Source organism: Variovorax sp. MPBD4-3, from assembly GCF_058809745.1.
Genome location: NZ_JBXASW010000090.1, coordinates 1 through 17,739 on the forward strand (window position 1 = coordinate 1; position 17,739 = coordinate 17,739).

Annotated in this window: 17 protein-coding genes and 1 pseudogene; 8 read left to right on the forward strand and 10 right to left on the reverse strand. The window is 68.0% G+C overall.

Annotated features, from left to right (window positions below; genetic code table 11):
- Window positions 1-219, reverse strand: a pseudogene (locus AC1RVW_RS29045) (Twin-arginine translocation pathway signal); the annotation flags it as partial.
- Window positions 220-357: 138 nt separating this feature from the next.
- Here AC1RVW_RS29045 and clpB point away from each other — a divergent pair.
- The 5 genes from clpB (at window position 358) to AC1RVW_RS29070 (ending at window position 5,700) form a co-directional block, all read left to right on the forward strand.
- Complete coding sequence (clpB, locus tag AC1RVW_RS29050) at window positions 358-2,979, forward strand: ATP-dependent chaperone ClpB (protein WP_493204130.1); 2,622 nt, start codon at window positions 358-360, stop codon at window positions 2,977-2,979.
- A 9-nt stretch (window positions 2,980-2,988) separates the two neighbouring features.
- Window positions 2,989-3,318 (forward strand): hypothetical protein, encoded by a 330-nt coding sequence (locus AC1RVW_RS29055; RefSeq protein ID WP_234382460.1) that lies wholly within the window; start codon window positions 2,989-2,991, stop codon window positions 3,316-3,318.
- Window positions 3,319-3,427: 109 nt separating this feature from the next.
- Complete coding sequence (locus AC1RVW_RS29060) at window positions 3,428-4,612, forward strand: acetyl-CoA C-acyltransferase family protein (RefSeq protein WP_081270449.1); 1,185 nt, start codon at window positions 3,428-3,430, stop codon at window positions 4,610-4,612.
- A gap of 5 nt (window positions 4,613-4,617) precedes the next feature.
- Complete coding sequence (gene arfB, locus AC1RVW_RS29065) at window positions 4,618-5,025, forward strand: alternative ribosome rescue aminoacyl-tRNA hydrolase ArfB (protein WP_081270448.1); 408 nt, start codon at window positions 4,618-4,620, stop codon at window positions 5,023-5,025.
- Between the two features lie 93 nt (window positions 5,026-5,118).
- Window positions 5,119-5,700: a DUF3299 domain-containing protein gene (locus tag AC1RVW_RS29070; RefSeq protein ID WP_205367154.1), complete on the forward strand. Its 582-nt coding sequence runs from the start codon at window positions 5,119-5,121 to the stop codon at window positions 5,698-5,700.
- 10 nt (window positions 5,701-5,710) lie between these two features.
- Here AC1RVW_RS29070 and AC1RVW_RS29075 read toward each other — a convergent pair whose 3' ends face one another.
- The 4 genes from AC1RVW_RS29075 to AC1RVW_RS29090 form a co-directional block, all read right to left on the reverse strand.
- Entirely contained in the window at window positions 5,711-6,595 is an 885-nt protein-coding gene (locus AC1RVW_RS29075) for a LysR substrate-binding domain-containing protein (RefSeq protein WP_493204133.1), read from the reverse strand.
- 9 nt (window positions 6,596-6,604) lie between these two features.
- The gene (locus tag AC1RVW_RS29080) at window positions 6,605-8,332 is read right to left on the reverse strand and encodes a SulP family inorganic anion transporter (protein WP_081270445.1); all 1,728 of its coding nucleotides are present in this window, start codon (window positions 8,330-8,332) and stop codon (window positions 6,605-6,607) included.
- A 91-nt stretch (window positions 8,333-8,423) separates the two neighbouring features.
- The gene (locus tag AC1RVW_RS29085) at window positions 8,424-8,876 is read right to left on the reverse strand and encodes a DUF2501 domain-containing protein (protein ID WP_234382463.1); all 453 of its coding nucleotides are present in this window, start codon (window positions 8,874-8,876) and stop codon (window positions 8,424-8,426) included.
- Between the two features lie 87 nt (window positions 8,877-8,963).
- Entirely contained in the window at window positions 8,964-10,319 is a 1,356-nt protein-coding gene (locus tag AC1RVW_RS29090; RefSeq protein WP_493204136.1) for a M20/M25/M40 family metallo-hydrolase, read from the reverse strand.
- Between the two features lie 140 nt (window positions 10,320-10,459).
- On the opposite strand from AC1RVW_RS29090, the gene AC1RVW_RS29095 reads away from it, so the two are divergent.
- The gene (locus tag AC1RVW_RS29095; RefSeq protein WP_081270442.1) at window positions 10,460-11,347 is read left to right on the forward strand and encodes a LysR substrate-binding domain-containing protein; all 888 of its coding nucleotides are present in this window, start codon (window positions 10,460-10,462) and stop codon (window positions 11,345-11,347) included.
- Window positions 11,348-11,368: 21 nt separating this feature from the next.
- On the opposite strand, the gene AC1RVW_RS29100 is transcribed toward AC1RVW_RS29095, so the two are convergent.
- From AC1RVW_RS29100 to AC1RVW_RS29120, 5 genes are all read right to left on the reverse strand, one after another.
- Complete coding sequence (locus AC1RVW_RS29100; protein ID WP_493204138.1) at window positions 11,369-12,136, reverse strand: phytanoyl-CoA dioxygenase family protein; 768 nt, start codon at window positions 12,134-12,136, stop codon at window positions 11,369-11,371.
- Window positions 12,137-12,242: 106 nt separating this feature from the next.
- Entirely contained in the window at window positions 12,243-13,451 is a 1,209-nt protein-coding gene (locus AC1RVW_RS29105) for a beta-ketoacyl-[acyl-carrier-protein] synthase family protein (protein WP_493204140.1), read from the reverse strand.
- Complete coding sequence (locus tag AC1RVW_RS29110) at window positions 13,448-13,690, reverse strand: acyl carrier protein (protein ID WP_081270439.1); 243 nt, start codon at window positions 13,688-13,690, stop codon at window positions 13,448-13,450. Before AC1RVW_RS29110 ends, AC1RVW_RS29105 begins: the two co-directional genes overlap by 4 nt.
- Before the next feature lie 96 nt (window positions 13,691-13,786).
- Window positions 13,787-14,521, reverse strand: a complete 735-nt coding sequence (locus AC1RVW_RS29115) for a phosphatase PAP2 family protein (RefSeq protein WP_493204142.1) — start codon at window positions 14,519-14,521, stop codon at window positions 13,787-13,789.
- 58 nt (window positions 14,522-14,579) lie between these two features.
- Window positions 14,580-15,452, reverse strand: a complete 873-nt coding sequence (locus tag AC1RVW_RS29120) for an AraC family transcriptional regulator (protein ID WP_081270437.1) — start codon at window positions 15,450-15,452, stop codon at window positions 14,580-14,582.
- An 89-nt stretch (window positions 15,453-15,541) separates the two neighbouring features.
- On the opposite strand from AC1RVW_RS29120, the gene AC1RVW_RS29125 reads away from it, so the two are divergent.
- Together AC1RVW_RS29125 and AC1RVW_RS29130 are read left to right on the forward strand one after the other, a co-directional pair.
- Complete coding sequence (locus AC1RVW_RS29125) at window positions 15,542-16,792, forward strand: MFS transporter (RefSeq protein ID WP_493204144.1); 1,251 nt, start codon at window positions 15,542-15,544, stop codon at window positions 16,790-16,792.
- A 43-nt stretch (window positions 16,793-16,835) separates the two neighbouring features.
- Window positions 16,836-17,588: a sulfite exporter TauE/SafE family protein gene (locus AC1RVW_RS29130; RefSeq protein ID WP_081270435.1), complete on the forward strand. Its 753-nt coding sequence runs from the start codon at window positions 16,836-16,838 to the stop codon at window positions 17,586-17,588.
- Window positions 17,589-17,739 lie beyond the last annotated feature (151 nt).

The window sequence follows — 17,739 nt, forward strand, 5'->3', positions numbered from 1 at the left end:
GTTCTCGACCACCACGGGCACGCCCAGCACGTCCTTGAGCTTTTCGCCCAGCGTGCGTGCAATGGCGTCGGTGCCGGCCCCTGCCGGAAAGCCCACCAGCAGGCGGATTGGGGTGCCGCTTTGCGCCTGCGCAAGGCCGCACAGGCCCATGGCGGCTAGAAAGAGGCCGGCGCCGATCGCCCGGCGGACCGGCTGAACGCGCTGCATTGAAAAAACCATGATCGACTCCATTCGAGAGAGAGAAATGCCTACGGGCAGGAAACGGGTCTCGTGCAATACCCGTGCCCAGTGCGCCGGCCTGGCCGGCAGCCTTGAATCGTGCCCGAACGGCCCTATTTTGGATGCAGGAATACCACCATGCGACAAGACAAACTCACCACCAAATTTCAGGAAGCACTGGGCGACGCACAGTCGCTCGCGCTGGGCAACGACAACGCCTACATCGAGCCGGCTCACTTGCTGGCCGCGATGCTGCGGCAGGACGACGGTCCCCGCGCCCTGCTGGAGCGTGCCGGCGTCAACGTGCCCGGCCTGCTGAACGGGGCCGAGGCAGCCATCAAGAAGCTGCCGCAGGTGCAGGGCCACGACATCGTGCAGGTCGGCCCCGAACTCGGCAAGCTGCTGCAGGCCACCGAGAAGGAAGCCATCAAGCGCAACGACCAGTTCATTGCCGGCGAACTCTTCCTGCTGGCCCTGGCCGACAGCAAGGCCGACATCGGCAAGACCGCCCGCGAAAACGGCCTGAGCCGCAAGTCGCTCGAATCGGCCATCGACGCCGTGCGCGGCGGCCAGGGCGTGAACAGCGCCGATGCCGAAGGCCAGCGCGAGGCGCTCAAGAAATACTGCATGGACCTGACCGAGCGCGCCCGGCTGGGCAAGCTCGACCCGGTCATCGGCCGCGACGAGGAAATCCGCCGCGCCATCCAGGTGCTGCAGCGCCGCACCAAGAACAACCCCGTGCTCATCGGCGAACCCGGCGTGGGCAAGACCGCCATCGTCGAAGGCCTCGCGCAGCGCATCGTCGCGGGCGAGGTGCCTGATTCGCTCAAGGGCAAGCGGGTGCTGTCGCTCGACATGGCCGCGCTGCTGGCCGGCGCCAAGTTCCGCGGCGAATTCGAAGAGCGCCTGAAGACCGTGCTCAACGAACTCGCGAAGGACGAAGGCCAGACCATCGTCTTCATCGACGAGCTGCACACCATGGTCGGGGCCGGCAAGGCCGAAGGCGCCATGGATGCGGGCAACATGCTCAAGCCGGCCCTTGCGCGCGGCGAGCTGCACTGCGTGGGCGCCACCACGCTCGACGAATACCGCAAGTACATCGAGAAAGATGCCGCGCTGGAGCGCCGCTTCCAGAAGATCATCGTGGGCGAACCGAGCGTGGAGGCCACCATCGCCATCCTGCGCGGCCTGCAGGAAAAATACGAAGTGCACCACGGCGTGCAGATCACCGACCCGGCCATCGTGGCCGCGGCCGAACTGAGCGACCGCTACATCACCGACCGCTTCCTGCCCGACAAGGCCATCGACCTGATCGACGAGGCCGCGGCCAAGATCAAGATCGAGATGGACTCCAAGCCCGAGGTCATGGACCGGCTCGACCGCCGCCTCATCCAGCTGCAGATCGAGCGCGAAGCCGTGCGCCGCGAAAAGGACGAGGCCTCGCAGAAGCGCCTCGGCCTGATCGAGGACGAGATCGTCAAGCTGCAGAAGGAAATCGCCGACTACGACGAGATCTGGCAGGCCGAGAAGGCGCAGGCCCAGGGCAGCGCGCAGGTGCGCGAAGACGTCGACAAGATCAAGTTCCAGATCGAGGAATGGAAGCGCAAGGGCGACTTCAACAAGGTCGCGGAGCTCCAGTACGGCCAACTGCCGGCACTTGAAAAGCGCCTGAAGGAAGCCGAGGCCAGCGAGGCGAGCAAGGGCAAGTCGAGCGCGCCCACGCTGCTGCGCACGCAAGTCGGCGCGGAAGAAATCGCCGAGGTCGTGGCGCGTGCCACCGGCATTCCGGTCGCCAAGCTGATGCAGGGCGAGCGCGACAAGCTGCTCGTGATGGAAGACAAGCTGCACGAGCGCGTGGTCGGCCAGGACGAGGCCATCGGTGCGGTCGCCAACGCGATCCGCCGTTCGCGCTCGGGCCTGTCCGATCCGAACCGCCCCACGGGCTCGTTCCTGTTCCTGGGCCCCACGGGCGTGGGCAAGACCGAGCTGTGCAAGGCGCTCGCGGGCTTCCTGTTCGACAGCGAAGACCACCTGATCCGCATCGACATGAGCGAGTTCATGGAGAAGCATTCGGTCGCCCGCCTGATCGGCGCGCCGCCGGGCTACGTGGGCTATGAGGAGGGCGGCTACCTCACGGAAGCCGTGCGCCGCAAGCCCTACAGCGTGGTGCTGCTCGACGAGGTCGAGAAGGCTCACCCGGACGTGTTCAACGTGCTGCTGCAGGTGCTGGACGATGGCCGCCTGACCGACGGCCAGGGCCGCACCGTGGACTTCAAGAACACCGTGATCGTGATGACGAGCAACATCGGCTCGCCCATCATCCAGGCCATGGTGGGCAAGCCTTCGGAAGAGATCAAGGAAGCGGTGTGGGACGAGCTGAAGAACTACTTCCGCCCCGAGTTCCTGAACCGCATCGACGAGACCGTGGTGTTCCATGCGCTCGACGCGAAGAACATCGAATCGATCGCGGCGATCCAGCTCAAGGTGCTGCAGGCGCGGCTCGCGAAGATGGACCTGGGCCTGGAGGTGTCGCCGGCGGCGCTGGCGGAGATCGCCAAGGTCGGCTTCGACCCGGTGTTCGGCGCGCGTCCGCTGAAGCGCGCCATCCAGCAGCGCATCGAGAACCCGCTGTCGAAGCTGTTGCTGGACGGCAGCTTCGGGCCGAAGGACACGATCGAGGTCACGACCGACCCGATCCGGTCGCCGGGCCAGTTCTCGTTCACGAAGACCGGGGAACCAACCGCGGCTGCCTCGGCCTAAAGTCGGATGATGAACTTCATTTTTCGCGTCATTCTTCTGCTCCTGGGGCTGGTCTTTGCGGCCAGCCTGGCCGTGGCGGTCATGCTGCTGGCGGCTGTGTGGGGTGTGCGCTACGCCTGGGGGCGTCTCACGGGCAAGCCCGTGAGCCCTTGGGTGATGCGCTTCAACCCCCGCTCCGGCTTCGACAAATTTCGCAATGCGGCACAGCCGGGCGAACCCAGCGCCGCAGACGTGGCCAATGCCCGGGCGCGCGGCGAATCGGTGGAGCGCCCGGTGCGCATTCGCGGCAGCGCCAGCGACGTGACCGACGTGTCGCCCAAGTCGGTCTCGCGCGGCTGAGCCTGCGCTATTCCACGCGCGACAACCCGTCGCGCCGTTCGCCGTCAGAATCGTCCTCCTGCAGCCGCCGCTTCTTGCGGCTTTCGCTTTCATCCAGGAGAGACATCCCATGACTTCGCGCGACATCTTCGTGGTCGGCACCGCCCGCACCGCCATCGGCACCTTCGGCGGTGCCTTGAAGGATGTACCCAACACCCAGCTGGCCACCACGGCAGTGAAGGCCGCCATCGAGCGCAGCGGCCTCGCGGGCGATGCCATCGGCCATGTGGTGATGGGCAACGTGATCCCCACCGACGTGAAGGACGCCTACCTGAGCCGCGTGGCGGCCATCGACGCGGGTTGCCCCATCGAAACGCCGGCCTTCAACGTCAATCGCCTGTGCGGCTCGGGCCTGCAGGCCATCGTGTCGGCGGCGCAGGCCATCGCGCTGGGCGACTGCGACATCGCCATCGGCGGCGGCTCGGAATCGATGAGCCGCGGCCCGTACTTCGACACCTCGGCGCGCTACGGCGCGCGCATGGGCGACGCGGTGCTGGTCGACTACATGCTCGGCATCCTGCACGACCCGTGGGAGAAGATCCACATGGGCATCACCGCCGAGAACGTGGCCGCGCGCTACGGCATCACGCGCGAGCAGATGGACGAACTGGCCGTTGCCAGCCAGCAGCGCGCGGCGGCTGCCATCGCGGCGGGCCGCTTCAAGGAGCAGATCGTTCCTGTCGAGGTGAAGACGCGCAAGGGCGTGGTGCTGTTCGACACCGACGAGCATGTGCGCGCCGACACCTCCGTAGAGACGCTGTCGAAGATGAAACCCGCGTTCAAGAAAGACGGGCTTGTCACCGCCGGCAATGCCTCGGGCATCAACGACGGTGCCGCCGCGGTGGTGCTGGCTGCCGGCGAGAGCGTCAAGGCGCGCGGCCTGAAGCCGCTCGCACGCCTGGTGGGCTATGCGCATGCCGGCGTCGAGCCCGCCTACATGGGCATCGGCCCGGTGCCGGCCACGCGCAAGGTGCTGGAGCGCACCGGCCTGAAGGTAGGCGACTTCGACGTGATCGAGTCGAACGAAGCCTTCGCGGCGCAGGCCTGCGCGGTCATCAAGGAGCTGGGCTTCGACCCCGCCAAGGTGAACCCGAACGGCTCGGGCATTTCGCTGGGCCATCCGGTGGGCGCGACCGGCGCGATCATCACCACGAAGGCGATCGCCGAGCTGCACCGCACAGGCGGGCGCTACGCGCTGGTCACGATGTGCATCGGCGGCGGGCAGGGCATTGCCGCCGTCTTCGAACGGGTCTGAGCGCCGTGCTGCGTCCGCCCGTGCTGATCGATCCCGACGAAGTCGAGATCAGCGCCATCCGGGCGCAGGGCGCGGGCGGGCAGAACGTCAACAAGGTGTCGAGCGCGGTGCACCTGCGCTACGACATCCACGCCAGTTCGCTGCCGCCCGACGTGAAGGAACGGCTGCTCGCCCTGCGCGACAGCCGCATCACGCAGGAAGGCGTGTTGGTGCTCAAGGCGCAGCAGCATCGCACGCAGGAAATGAACCGCGCCGACGCCTTCGCGCGGCTGCAGGCGGTGGTCGACAGCGTGGCCGCGCCGCCGCGCGTGCGGCGTGCCACCAAGCCGACCTACGGTTCGAAGCAGCGCCGGCTCGAAGGCAAGAGCCAGCGCTCGCAGATCAAGAACCTGCGCGGGCCGGTGCGGGACTGAGCGCGCCGGCGCCTTGACGTATGCCGAGGCCGGGGGAAGGGACAAAGCCGGGGCTTTATCTGCCTGAAACATCGCGCCCGCACAATCAGGCGAATGAGAAGTCTTTTCGCACGCGTCCTGTTGTCGGCGCTTCTGCTGACACCGCTGGCCGTGCTGCTCGACGGCTGCGCGCCGGACGCGGCATCGGGGCAGGTTGCCAGCAACGCCGCGGCGCCCGAACTCAAATGGGAAGCGCTGATCCCCAAGAGCTGGGACCCGACCAGGCGCTACCGCAACATCAGCCTCGAGGCGCTGCGCGACAACGATCCCCAGGCCATCCAGATGCTCGACGAGATGCGCGCCGTCTGGGACAACGCGCCGGTCAACGTCGAGCTCGACGGCAAGGCGGCCAAGCTCGCTGGCTTCGTCGTGCCGCTGGATGCCTCGCAAGAGGGCATCCGCGAGTTCCTGCTGGTGCCGTACTTCGGCGCCTGCATCCACACCCCGCCGCCGCCCGCCAACCAGATCGTGCACGTGATTGCGCCGGGCCCCGTGAAGGGCCTGCATGCGATGGACACGGTGTACGTCAGCGGCACGCTGAAGGCGGCGCGCTATGCGTCGGCGGACATGGGTGTGAGCGGCTACGAGATCGCTTCCGCGACGGTCGAGCGTTTCGTGCCCCGGCAGCCGCAGTGACGCGGGGCCTTCAGGCCATGCGCTGCGACAGGAAATCCAGGAACGAGGTGATGCGCGCCGACAGCTGCGTGTTGCGGTAGTACACCGCGTTCACCGGCTGGCGCACGTCCACCGTGTCCTTGGCCAGCACCTGCACCAGCGCGCCGCTGGCCCGGTCGGCGCCCGTCATGAAGTCCGACAGGCAGACGATGCCCACGCCGGCCAGCGCGAGCTGGCGCAGCGTTTCGCCGCTCGATGCCATCAGCGTCGGCGCGATGGTCCACTCGTCGCCGTGCGGACCGCGCAGCGGCCAGCGGTTGAGCGACTCCGGCTGTGTGAAGCCGAGCAGCGCATGCCCGGCCAGCTCGTCCACCTTGCGCGGCTTGCCGCTGGCCTCGAGATACGCGGGGCTCGCGAGCACGCGCAGCCGGTGGGTGCCCAGCGGGCGCGCATGCAGCGTGGAGTCGCGCAGCGGGCCGATGCGGATCGCGATGTCGGTGCGGCGCTCCAGCAGGTCGATGGGCAGGTCGTCGGTGTCCAGCTCCAGGCTGATCTGCGGATAGAGCCGCCGAAATTCAGGCACCAGCGGCACGATGGCATGCAGCATGAAGGGCGAGGCTGCGTTCACCCGCAGGCGCCCGGCGGGCTGCTGGCGGCGCGCGGCCATCTGCTCTTCGGCATCGTCGATCGCATCGAGGATGGCGCGCGTGCGCTGCAGGAAGGCCGCGCCTTCCTCGGTGAGTTCGAGCCGCCGCGTGGTGCGGCGCAGCAGCGTGGTGTCGAGCTTCTGCTCGAGCCGGCTCAATGCGCGGCTGATGCCGGAGACCGTTTGCGCCAACTGCTCCGACGCGGCGGTGATCGAGCCCGTGTCCACCACCGTGCGGAACGCAACCAGTTCTTCGATGGTGGATTTCATGGGGGCGCTTCAGGCGGCGGATTCGGTCTCGGCGGAAGCCCCCGGCACGTCGATGCGCGGCATCAGCGCAGCGAGCGCTTCGCCGTCGGTGCGGTAGCTGAACAGCATGGGGCCCGGGGCCAGCAGGCCGGCGCGTTCAAGCACCTGCATCGCGGGCAGCTTGAGGCCGCTCAGGTGCAGGCGGATGCCCTTGGATTCCATCATCCGGCGGATCGAGCCGAACACTTCGGCGCCGGTGATGTCGATGCGGTTGATCGGCTGCGCGAACAGGCACACGTCGGTGAGTCCGGGCCGTTCGGCCAGCGCCACGGTGAGGGCGCGTTCGAGCGTGGAGGCAGAGGCGAAGTCGAGCTCGGCATCCATGCGCAGCGCATAGAGCTGCGGCGCCAGCGGCGGCAGCTTCCAGAGATTGCGGTCGCGCAGGCTGCCGTCGGGGTGCAGGCCCACTTCGATGATGCGCGGATGCAGGTGGCGGTACATGTAGTGCGCCAGGGCCGCCAGCAGCCCGCCCAGCACGCCCCAGTAGATGCTGGGCGCGGTCGCGATGGTCAGCACGAAGGTGCCGAAGGCAATGCCCGCCTCGATGCGCGAGATGCGCCACAGCGCGGTGAAGCTTGCCGGCTTCACCAGCCCCAGGATGGCCGTGACCACCACCGCCGCCAGCACCGCCTGCGGCACGTGATAGAGCAGCGGCATCAGCCACAGCAGCGCGCCCGCCACCACCACCACGCTGAACAGCGTCGCCCAGCCGGTCTGCGCGCCCGCATAGAGCGTGATGGCCGAGCGCGAGAACGACGAGCTGGTCGGGAAAGCGCCCGAGAAGCCCGAGGCCAGCTTGGCCAGGCCCTGGCCGATCAGGTCCTGGTTTTCGTTCCAGAGGGTGCCCGCGCGTGCGTTGTCGACCTTGGCGCTCGATGCGGTTTCCAGAAAGCTCACCAGCGTGATCATCAGCGCCGGCAGCACCAGCGCGCCGAGCGTGCCCATCGGCAGCAGGCCGGGCCAGTAGAAGGACGGCAGGCCCGAAGGCAGGCTGCCGACCACCGCGCCGCCGCGCAGCGCGTAGTTGATCACCCAGCTGATCGCGGCCGCGCCGGCCACCAGCGCCATCGTGGTCGGAAAGCGCGGCAGCAGCCGCTTGCCGAGCCACAGCACCGCGATGCTGCCGAGGCCGAAGGCGATGGCCACCAGGTCGGGCAACGGGCCGCCGCGCAGCACCTGTGGAATGGTGCGGCCGGTGAAGCCCAGCAGCGCGGGCAGCTGCGATATGGCGATCAGCACCGCCGCCCCCTGCGTGAAGCCGATAAGCACCGGCGAATTGACCAGCCGCAGCAGCCAGCCGAAGCGCCCCGCGCCCAGCACGATCTGGATGGCGCCGGACATCAGCGTGAGCCACACCGCCATCGCCACCCACTCGGCGCTGCCTGCCACCGCCAGCGGCGCGAGCGAGGCACCGACCAGCAGGCTGGTGAGCGCCGTGGGGCCGACCGACAGCCGCTGGGACGAACTGAACATCACCGCGATCAGCGCCGGGAACAGCGCGGCATACACGCCCGTCACCAGCGGCATGCCGGCCAGCGCGGCATACGCCACGCCCTGCGGAATGACCATCAGCGCGACGGTGATGCCGGCCATCGCCTCGTTGCGCAGCAGCGCGGCGGAGGGACGGGGCCAGGCAAGGCAGGGGACCCAGCGGGAGAGGCGCTGGCGCAGGGAAGGGGAGGTGGTGGCCGGATTCATGGATGACGGATGGCGCCCGCAACGGTGCTTGATGCCGCGCGGGCGCGGAGAGCTTACGCGGCTGCGCGAAGCATTGGGAGCTGAGGCGTGCCTAGATCAGCGACGTTGCGTTCTTGAGAACGTAGTCGCAGGCCTTGGTCTTGAGCTTGGACGACAGGATCTTGAAGTTCAGCGTCTGCCCGTCGCCGCCCTTGAGCAGGCCCTTGGCGCCGTTGGCGAAGCCGGTTTCCTGGGGCTTCTGGCCGGTGATCTTGGCGAGCAGCTTGTCTTTCACCGAGGCCGCGTCGCCGCCCAGGTAGTTGTTCTTGACGCAGTACTGCAGCACCCCTGCCGCGTTGCCGATGGTGCTGGAGCCGATGGCGGGCATCTTGAAGCCGAGGTTGCTGCCCAGGCCGCCGAGCGAGGAACCGCCGGTGCCGCCCTGGGTGTTGGCGCTGGCGGCCTCGCCGGCTTTTTCCTTCAGCTGGTCGAGCAGGTTGTTGGCTTGCGCCGAGGCACCTGCCGCGAGCAGTGCCAGGGCGATGAGGGTGGAGCGGGCGTGCATGGTGTCCTCCTGTCGGTCAGCGTGATGGAAAGCGGCCATCAGCATACCGGAGACTTTCAGGGGCACAGCCCCTGGCACGCGCCTGGCCTACTTCGTGCGGGGCGGGCGCTTTTCCAGCAAAGGCGCACTCGTGCCCTGCACGCCGACCAGCCCCAGCACCGTCACCAGCGAGTTCTGCGCACCCTTCCAGCCGTCGGTCACGTCGATCCATTCGCTCAGCGCGTGGAAGCCGCCCGTCTTGCCGCCGCCGCCGATGATGATGGCCGGAATGCCCAGCGACATCGGCACGTTCGCGTCGGTGCTCGCGCCAGTCAGCAGCGTCTTGTGGCCGAAGGCCGCGTTCGAGCGCGTGGCGGCCTCGACGATCACCGTGTCCGACTGCGTGCGGCCGCCCGGGCGGTCGCCGATGAGCTTGGTGCTCACGCTCAGCGTGTTGACGTTCCAGCGCTTGTTTTCCTCCACCACGGCCTCGTCGATGGCCGCGAGGATCTTCTTCTCGGTCTCCAGCAGCGGCGCCATTTCGTCGGAGCGGATGTCGACCGCCATGCGCGCGTCGGGTGCGATGGTGTTGACCGACGTGCCGCCGCCGACCGTGCCCACGGTGAACGTCGTCTTGGGGAAGGTGGGCGTGCGCACGTCGGCGATCTTGGCAATGGCGCGGCCCATGCCGTGGATGGCGCTGGGCACCTGGCCGAACGCGCCGAAGCTGTGGCCGCCGGGGCCCTTGAAGGTCACTTCGTAGCGATGGCTGCCGGTGCCGAGCATCAGCACCGTGCCTTCGGGCGCGGGCTCGAGGCCGACCATGCCGTCGATGTCGAGGTTGTCGCGGAAGATGGCTTTCATGCCGCGCAGGTTGCCCAGTTCTTCCTCGCCCACGTTGCCGACGAACAGCAGGTCGCCCACGGTCTGGATCTTGTTGTCGTTCAGCACCTTGAGCCACGACAGCAGCACCGACAGGCCGCGCGTGTCGTCGGAGATGCCGGGCGCGTAGAGCTTGCCGTCGCGCTCCTTCACCTTCACGTCGGTGCCGGCGGGGAACACGGTGTCGAGGTGGGCCGAGATCAGCAGCTTGGGCCCGTTGCCCGTGCCCTTGCGCAGGCCGACCACGTTGCCTTCGGCGTCGATCTTCGCGTCGTCGAGGCCCAGGGCCTTCATGCGCGCCAGGAAGGCTTCGGCGCGCTTCTGTTCCTTGAACGGGGGCGCCTCGATCTCGGTGAGCATCTTCAGGTCTTCCACCGAGCGGGCATGGTCGGCCTTCACCGCGTCGAGCAGCTTCTGGATCTGCGGCGACGCCATCAGCTGCGTGTAGGCCTTGTCCACCTCGGGGCGCACCTGCGCGGGCGTGGCCGCGACCGAACCGGTCTGGGCATGCGCGAAGCCGGCGGCGGCGGACGCCAGGGCGAGGACGAGCAGGGCGAGGCGAAGAGACACGGGGCGAGACATGGTGCGGGAATGTCCTTGAAAGAAAAACCGGTGGAAAGAGAGGCGCCGCCGACGCGGCGTCGTCAGCGATTCTTGCGGCTGTGCCAAGCGCGTGCTCTGGTTTAATCTTCCGCGTTGTCAGTTTTTCTAACGAAAGCCTTATGCGCCGCCATATTCCCAGCACCCGCGCGCTGCTGATCTTCGACGCGGTGGCGCGCCATCACGGCGTGGGCAAGGCCGCGGAAGAGCTCTGCCTGACCCACAGCGCGGTGAGCCAGCAACTGCGGCTGCTGGAGTCGCAGATCGGCGTGCGGCTGGTGCAGCGCACCGCGCGCGGCACCGAGCTGACCGAGCCGGGTCGGCGCTACCACGGCCAGATTTCCGGCGACCTGCTGCGGCTGCAGAACCACACGCTGGAGGCAATGGCGCAGCGCGCCGACGGCCTGCGCCTGCTGGTGGGCGCGGTGCCGGTGCTGGCCGAGGGGTGGCTCACGCCGAGGCTGCCGGAATTCATCGCGCAGCACCCGGGCTGCAGCCTGCATCTGCAGGTGTTTCCGACGCATCTCTACATGGAGGACCTGCCCTTCGACGTCGGCGTGCAGTACGACGACGCGGTGTGGCCCGGCGCCAATGCGCTGCCGTTGATGGGCGAGCCGTGCGTGGTGGTTTGCTCGCCAAAGGCGAAAGGCCGGGCGGCGATGGCGCGCGGCGACTTCCGTGCCGCGCCGCTACTGCATCTGCGCACGCGCATGGGCGCCTGGGAGGAATGGTTCGGCCAGTCGGCGAACGCGCGTGCCCCCGACAACCTGGTGGCCGGGCACCGCTTCGACCTGTTCTCGTCGCTGGTCGCGGCGGTGCGCGCCGACCTGGGCGTGGGGCTGGTGCCGGAGTACTTCATCGAGCGCGAACTGCGCTCGGGCGAACTGGTGCTGGCCTGCCCCGAACGGGTGCCGTCGAGCCGTGGCTACAGCGTGTTCGTGGCGCCGAGCCGCGCCGACGATGCGCTGGTCGGTGCCTTCGTCGAGTGGCTGCTCGCGGCGGCAGCCTAGACGCTTGGAATGCGCCTGCGGTCAGTAGGTCACGTCACCCAATTTGGCGCCTGTGATTGTCTCGTGCACTCCTCTCAGCGCCATTCCCTGAATGCCAACTTGCATGACGATGTTGCGGCGAGCGGTTGCGCTCAGATTCACCGGGCTTCCATGCACGATTTTTGGATGGATCACCACGATGTCTCCTGGATCGCATTCAGCGGCACAGCCAGCATATTGGTCATGGCGATGTCGAATGCCCGCCTTTTTCTCGTTCAGCGCATCTTCGTCGCTGATCGTGTGGGTTCCCGGAAGAAAGCGGGTGGCACCCCCTCGCTCGTGCATCCCGTCCAGGCAGATCATCAGCCTGACGAAAGTCGAGCGGGTGCCGCTCAGGTAGTCGTTTGGAAAATCTCTATGCCAGCCAATGGCTCGCCCGAACATCGGGTGCTTGATGGTGGCGTTCATGAAGTGCGCCGCCATGTGTTTCGCACCCAGAGCGAGGGCAGCGGTCTCGGTGACAGCCGGCACGCGCAACAGGCTCGAGCACAAAGGGACATAGCGGCAGAGATCGCCAATGATGAAGGGCGCCTCGCCGACATCACCGGCGGGAAACCCCATCCGCCCGGCGTCTGACAGGTCTTTTTCGAAGACGATGTTTCGCGCCTTTTCTTCGTCATCAATCCGACGCACGTCAGCATCCGCTCGCTCCAGTTGCGCGCAAAGAGCCGATAGCAGGGATTCAGGAACCGCGTTGCGGACCACGCCGAAACCGGCTCTCTGGTATGCCTCGAAATCGAAGATTGACATCCAAACTCCTGTCGAATCGACTCGCAGGTTGCCAGATCAAGGGGGAATGCGATGGACATCGCGCGATCAAGGCGCGCTCGCCTGCGCGATCGGCGGACCCGCGCAGCTAGGCCCGGCGGAACAGCAGCACCGAGTTCGTACCGCCGAAGGCGAAAGAATTGCTGACGGCCGCCTCGAGCGACGGTGCCGCCGTGTCGCCCGGCTGCACCAGGTTCAGGCTGCACGCCGGGTCGATTTCCGCGCAGTGCGCATTGGGCGGCAGTTGCCGCTCGTGCACTGCGAGCACGGTGATGAGCGCTTCGAGCGCGCCCGCCGCGCCCAGCAGGTGGCCGTGCAGCGCCTTGGTCGAACTCACGCGCAGCGCGCCGAGGTCGTCGCCCCACACGTCGGCCAGTGCATTGCGCTCGACCACGTCGCCGATGCGCGTGGCCGTGCCGTGCGCGTTGCAATAGCCCACGTCGCGCGGCTGCAGGCCGGCTTGCCGCAGCGCGGCGCGCAGTGCGCGGGCCTGGCCGGGGGCGTCGGGCTTGGTGAGGTGGGTGGCGTCGCTGCTCAGGCCCCAGCCGGCCAGCGTGGCGTAGCTGCGGGCGCCACGGGCGCGGGCGCGCTCGGCGGATTCCAAAATCAGGAAGGCCGCGCCTTCGCCCAGCACGAAGCCGCTGCGGTCGGCCGCGAAGGGCCGCACCGCGCCGGCCGCTTCGCCGGGCTGGAAGGTGGCGAGCGTCTGCATCGCCTGCCAGGCCAGAACCACGCCCGGCACGATCAGCGCTTCGCTGCCGCCGGCAATCGCGATGTCGACCTCGCCGCGCTGCACCGCCTTGGCCGCCTCGGCAATGGCCGCCGACGACGAGGCGCAGGCGACCGAATAAGTGAGCACCGGGCCCTGAACGCCCTGGCGCATGGCCACGTGGGCGGCGGGTGCGTTGGGCATGAAGGCAGGAATGGTGAGCGGCGACACGCGGCCATTGCCGCGATAGGCGGCTTCCAGCGCCGCGGCGCCGCCCATGCCGCAACCGGCGAAGACGCCGATGCGTTCGGGGTCGGCATCGCCCGCCGCGATGCCCGCGTCGCGCATCGCCATGTCGGCCGCTGCCACGGCCAGCTGGCTCACGCGGTCGACGCCCGCGAGCTGCAGCTTGGTGAACCAGCGCGTCTCGTCGAAGGCGACGGTGGCCGCGGCGGCCGGCTTGGGGAGTTCGGGGTAAACGGGCTGGATGGCCGAATGGCCTTGCAGCAAGGCCTGGAACAGCGCGCCGGGCGAGTCGCCGTGCGGCGCCACAACGCCCAGTCCGGTGACGGCGACCTCGTGGTTCACGCTGCCTTTGCCGCGCGGACCTTGTCGACCAGCGCCGCGAGTTCGGCCAGGGTGTCGATGTTCGCGTCCTCGTCGGGCATGGTGATGCCGAAGTGGTCTTCGATGGCGAACAGGAATTCGGCGAGTGCCAGCGAATCGAGTCCGCCGGTTTCCCGCATCGAGGCGTGTGGGTCGAGCTTCGACGGCTCGATGCCGTACTTCTCGTGGATCAGGTCCTGCAATTCCTTCAGCGAACTCATCGTGCGATGCCTGTCGTCATGTGCTGCCGCTGATCGATTGCCACCCCTGCAGGGCATGCCATTGGATCGATCCCTTCCTCATTCCGGCTGTTGTGGTCAATGATGGCCAATGATATCCGCTCCCGCGTGAGGGGCATCCCCTCGCAAACGCTTCCCCGGGCGCCAGTACAGCGAGGGCAGGGCGAACACCACGCCCAGCAGGGCACCCGCCGCCGCGTCGAGCACCACGTGCTGCTTGACGGCCAGCGTCGAGTAGGCGATGGCGGCGAACCACGCCCAGTTCAGCACGCGCCACGGCGCCGGCGTGCGGGTTTCGCGCAGCACGTGCTCGATGCGGATGGCGGTGAAGATGGCCACCGCCACGTGCATGGAGGGACAGGCGTTGCCCGCCGCGTCCACGCCCTGCAGCATCGCAAAGCCGGGAAAGCCGGACACGTCGATGGACAGCGGCGGAATCTGCGTCGGCCACAAATAGAAGAGCCCCAGCCCGGTGATGCACAGCCCGCCGATCCACAGCCCGTAGACCACCAGCTCGCGGAAGGTGAGCTGCAGCCCCGGCGCGATGCCGACGTAGAACCAGAGCGACAGGTAGGCGCCCAATGCATAGGGCTGGAACGGAATGAGGTGGTCCAGCGGCGTCAGCGGCATCACCGTGATCGGGAACGACGGATTGCGCAGCAGTTGGAAGTAGCCGATGAAGAACAGCCACGTGAAGACCGTGGTGCCGACCGCCTTCAGCAGGAAATGGCGGCGCATGCGCAGCCAGATGTCGGCGGTCCATGTGGGCGCCGGGGCTTCGGGCGCCAACTGCAGTGGGATCGGTGAGTGCATGGTGTCGGTCGCCGATCTTGCCAGAGCGGCATGACCCGCCGCGCGATGCCCCACGGGTTCAGCTTGCCGCGGCGCGCTTGCGGTGCTGGAACGAGGTCGGCGAGCGGCCGGTCGCCGCCTTGAACATGGCGCAGAAGGCGCTGTCGGTGGCATAGCCGCTGGCCGCCGCCACCTGGCTCACGGCCATGCCGCGCGCTAGCAGCGGCAGCGCATGGGCCATCACGGCCTGCTGGCGCCATTGCTGCCAGCTCATGCCGAGCTGGTCGCGAAACAGCCGCGCCACCGTGCGCTCGCTGGCGCCGATGGTGGCGGCGCGCTCGGCCAGCGTGGCGCGGTCGGCCGGGTTGCGCAGCAGCGCCTCGCAGAGCTGGCGCAGGCGCTTGTCGGCGGGCAGCGGCACGTCGATGCGGATCTGCGTGGCGCGCTCGACCTCGTCCACCAGCAGCGGCGCGATCATGCGTTCGCGCTGCGGCGCGTGCGGGTCGGCCGGCGGCAGGCCGTCGGGCGTGGTGTCGAGCGCCAGCATCAGTGCGCGCAGCAGTGGGCTGATCTCCAGCACCTCGCATTTCTCCCAGGTGGGAGCGATCCAGGCGTGCAGGTAGACGGTGCGCAGCTCTGCGTCTTCGATCAGCGTGATGCTGTGCGGCATGTTCGCCGGCACCCAGAGCGCGCGGGAGGGCGGCACGATGTAGCTGCCGTCCTGCGTGCTGAGCCGGATCACGCCGCGGGTCGAGAAGGTGAGCTGCGGCCACGGGTGCTCGTGCAGCTCGACCAGGGTGTCGGCGCTCAGGAAATGTTCCTTGGCGCGCAGCGGGCGCACTGCGTCGGGGGCGTAGAGGTGTGGCGTGAGCGGCCCGACGCTGTTGGCCGGCGCGGTCGCGGGAGAAGTTGCGACGGAAGAAGAGGCAGCGGGGGAGGCGGCGCTTGGCATGGTTTCGACAAATGTTGTCGCTGTATCGCCATTCTGCCGCGTCCCCGCCGCATAGGATCGAAGCCCGCCCCGGTTTTTTGTAGCAATCCATGTCCTCTTCATCCTCCGCCGCCGTTCCGGCCACCACCTTGCGCACCGACGCCAAGCTGATCGGGCTGGTCGGCCTGGCCCATGCGGTCAGCCACTTCAGCCAGCTCATCCTGGCGCCGTTGTTTCCCTGGCTGAAGGACGCGTTCAACGTGAGCTATGTGGAGCTGGGCGCGGTGCTCACGGTGTTCTTCGTGGTCTCGTGCATCGTGCAGGCGGCCTCGGGCTTCATCGTAGACAAGCTGGGCCCTCGCCCGGTGCTGTTCGTGGGGCTGGGCGCGCTGGGGCTTGCGGCTTTCGGCTACGCAGCGGCGCAGAGCTACTGGATGCTGCTGGCGTGCGCGGTGGTCGGCGGCATCGGCAACGGCGTGTTCCACCCGGTCGACTACACGCTGTTCAACCGCAAGGTCGCGCCCACGCGGCTGGGCCATGCCTACAGCGTGCACGGCATCACCGGCAGCCTGGGCTGGGCGCTGGCGCCGGCCTTCGTGGTGCCGATTGCCATTGCCTATTCGTGGCGCGTCGCGCTGGCGTCCGCGGGCGCCGTGGCCATCGTGGTGCTGCTGGTGCTTTGGGTCTACCGCAGTGCGTTGTCGCTCGACGCGGCGGCCGTGCACAAGGCCACCGGGCAGGGCGAGCCCGCGCCCGCCGGCGGCGAGTTCGACTTCCTGCGCATTCCCGCGGTGTGGATGTGCTTCGGTTTCTTCTTTTTCTACGCCGCCGTGATCAGCGTGGTGCAGACCTTCGCGCCGGTGGCGGCGGGCCACCTGCATGCGGTGCCGGTGGCGCTGGTGGCGGTGTGCCTCACCGTCTACATGGTGGCCAGCGCGGCCGGCATGGTGGTGGGCGGCTTTCTCGCGTCCGATCCGTCGCGCTGCGAGCGCATCGTGGGCGCTGGCTTCGGCGTGGCCGCCATGCTGGCCTTGGTGCTGGCCTTCGCGGACTTCCCGCCGATCGTGGTGCCGGTGCTGTTCGGCATGATGGGGTTCGTCTCCGGCGTGGCCGGCCCTTCGCGCGACCTGCTGGTGAAGAAGTCGACCCCGCCCAACGCCACCGGCCGCGTCTACGGCGTGGTGTACGCGGGCCTGGACATCGGCCAGGCCTTGGCGCCGCTGGTGTTCGGCCGCCTCATGGACCACGGGCAGTACACGAGCGTCATCGTCGGCCTGGCGGTGGTGCAGGGCGTGCTGATCGCCAGCGCCTTCAATGTGCGCCGGGTGCGCCGCACGGCGCTGGTACCGGCCTCTGCCTGAGCCCCTGCCGGGTCGTTGAACAGCGACCGATATCATCGGCCGCATGCAAGCCTTGTATGTGTCAGTGATCGCCGGTGCAGTGCTGGCGGGCTTCGTGCAGGGCCTGTCCGGCTTTGCGTTCGGCATGGTGGCCATGTCAGTGTGGGCCTGGACACTGGAGCCTCAGCTGGCGGCGCTGCTTGCGCTGTTCGGGGCGCTCACCGGGCAGGTGATCGCTGCCGTCACGGTGCGCCGCGCCTTCGACAAGAGCCTGCTGTGGCCCTTTGTGCTTGGCGGACTCGTAGGCGTGCCTTTCGGTGTGTGGCTGCTGCCGCACCTTGACCTCGTGGTCTTCAAGCTGTGCCTTGGCGTGCTGCTTGTGCTGTGGTGCCCGGCCATGCTGATGTCGCAGCACCTGCCGAAGATCGCCTTCGGCGGCCGCGTGGCGGACGGGGTTGCCGGTGCCATCGGCGGCGCCATGGCCGGCATCGGCGGTTTCTCGGGAACCATTCCCACGCTCTGGTGCACGCTGCGCGGCTTCCAGCGCGATACGCAGCGTGCGGTGATTCAGAACTTCAACCTGTCTATGCTGATGGTGGCGTTTGCTGTTCATCTTGCGAGTGGCAGCATTGCGCGTTCGACGGTTCCACTTCTCGGTGTGGTGGCGCTTGCGGTTGCGTTGCCTGTGTTGCTGGGGGCCCGGCTCTATGTGGGGATCAGTGAGGCTGCGTTTCGGAAGTTGGTGTTGGGGTTGTTGACGGCTTCCGGGGTGGCTATGTTGGCTTCTGCTGTGCCTGCTTTGTTGGGTCGGGGCTGAGGGGTGTTTTTTGCTTTTTGGTGGGTGGTTTTTTCCCGGGGCCGGGACTCGCCCCGGCGGGCGACTCACTTTCTTTTGCTTCGCTGTATGGACCGGGGACCTTGGAAACAGGTGTGCGCGGACATAGGAAACAGGCTGGCAGGTTAGCGCC

Bases quoted from the DNA above. Each gene is read 5' to 3' on its own strand.
- clpB (WP_493204130.1), top strand. From the start codon at position 358: ATGCGACAAGACAAACTCACCACCAAATTTCAGGAAGCACTGGGCGAC.
- AC1RVW_RS29055 (WP_234382460.1), top strand. From the start codon at position 2,989: ATGAACTTCATTTTTCGCGTCATTCTTCTGCTCCTGGGGCTGGTCTTT.
- AC1RVW_RS29060 (WP_081270449.1), top strand. From the start codon at position 3,428: ATGACTTCGCGCGACATCTTCGTGGTCGGCACCGCCCGCACCGCCATC.
- AC1RVW_RS29070 (WP_205367154.1), top strand. From the start codon at position 5,119: ATGAGAAGTCTTTTCGCACGCGTCCTGTTGTCGGCGCTTCTGCTGACA.
- AC1RVW_RS29075 (WP_493204133.1), bottom strand. From the start codon at position 6,595: ATGAAATCCACCATCGAAGAACTGGTTGCGTTCCGCACGGTGGTGGAC.
- AC1RVW_RS29080 (WP_081270445.1), bottom strand. From the start codon at position 8,332: ATGAATCCGGCCACCACCTCCCCTTCCCTGCGCCAGCGCCTCTCCCGC.
- AC1RVW_RS29085 (WP_234382463.1), bottom strand. From the start codon at position 8,876: ATGCACGCCCGCTCCACCCTCATCGCCCTGGCACTGCTCGCGGCAGGT.
- AC1RVW_RS29090 (WP_493204136.1), bottom strand. From the start codon at position 10,319: ATGTCTCGCCCCGTGTCTCTTCGCCTCGCCCTGCTCGTCCTCGCCCTG.
- AC1RVW_RS29095 (WP_081270442.1), top strand. From the start codon at position 10,460: ATGCGCCGCCATATTCCCAGCACCCGCGCGCTGCTGATCTTCGACGCG.
- AC1RVW_RS29100 (WP_493204138.1), bottom strand. From the start codon at position 12,136: ATGTCAATCTTCGATTTCGAGGCATACCAGAGAGCCGGTTTCGGCGTG.
- AC1RVW_RS29110 (WP_081270439.1), bottom strand. From the start codon at position 13,690: ATGAGTTCGCTGAAGGAATTGCAGGACCTGATCCACGAGAAGTACGGC.
- AC1RVW_RS29115 (WP_493204142.1), bottom strand. From the start codon at position 14,521: ATGCACTCACCGATCCCACTGCAGTTGGCGCCCGAAGCCCCGGCGCCC.
- AC1RVW_RS29120 (WP_081270437.1), bottom strand. From the start codon at position 15,452: ATGCCAAGCGCCGCCTCCCCCGCTGCCTCTTCTTCCGTCGCAACTTCT.
- AC1RVW_RS29125 (WP_493204144.1), top strand. From the start codon at position 15,542: ATGTCCTCTTCATCCTCCGCCGCCGTTCCGGCCACCACCTTGCGCACC.
- AC1RVW_RS29130 (WP_081270435.1), top strand. From the start codon at position 16,836: ATGCAAGCCTTGTATGTGTCAGTGATCGCCGGTGCAGTGCTGGCGGGC.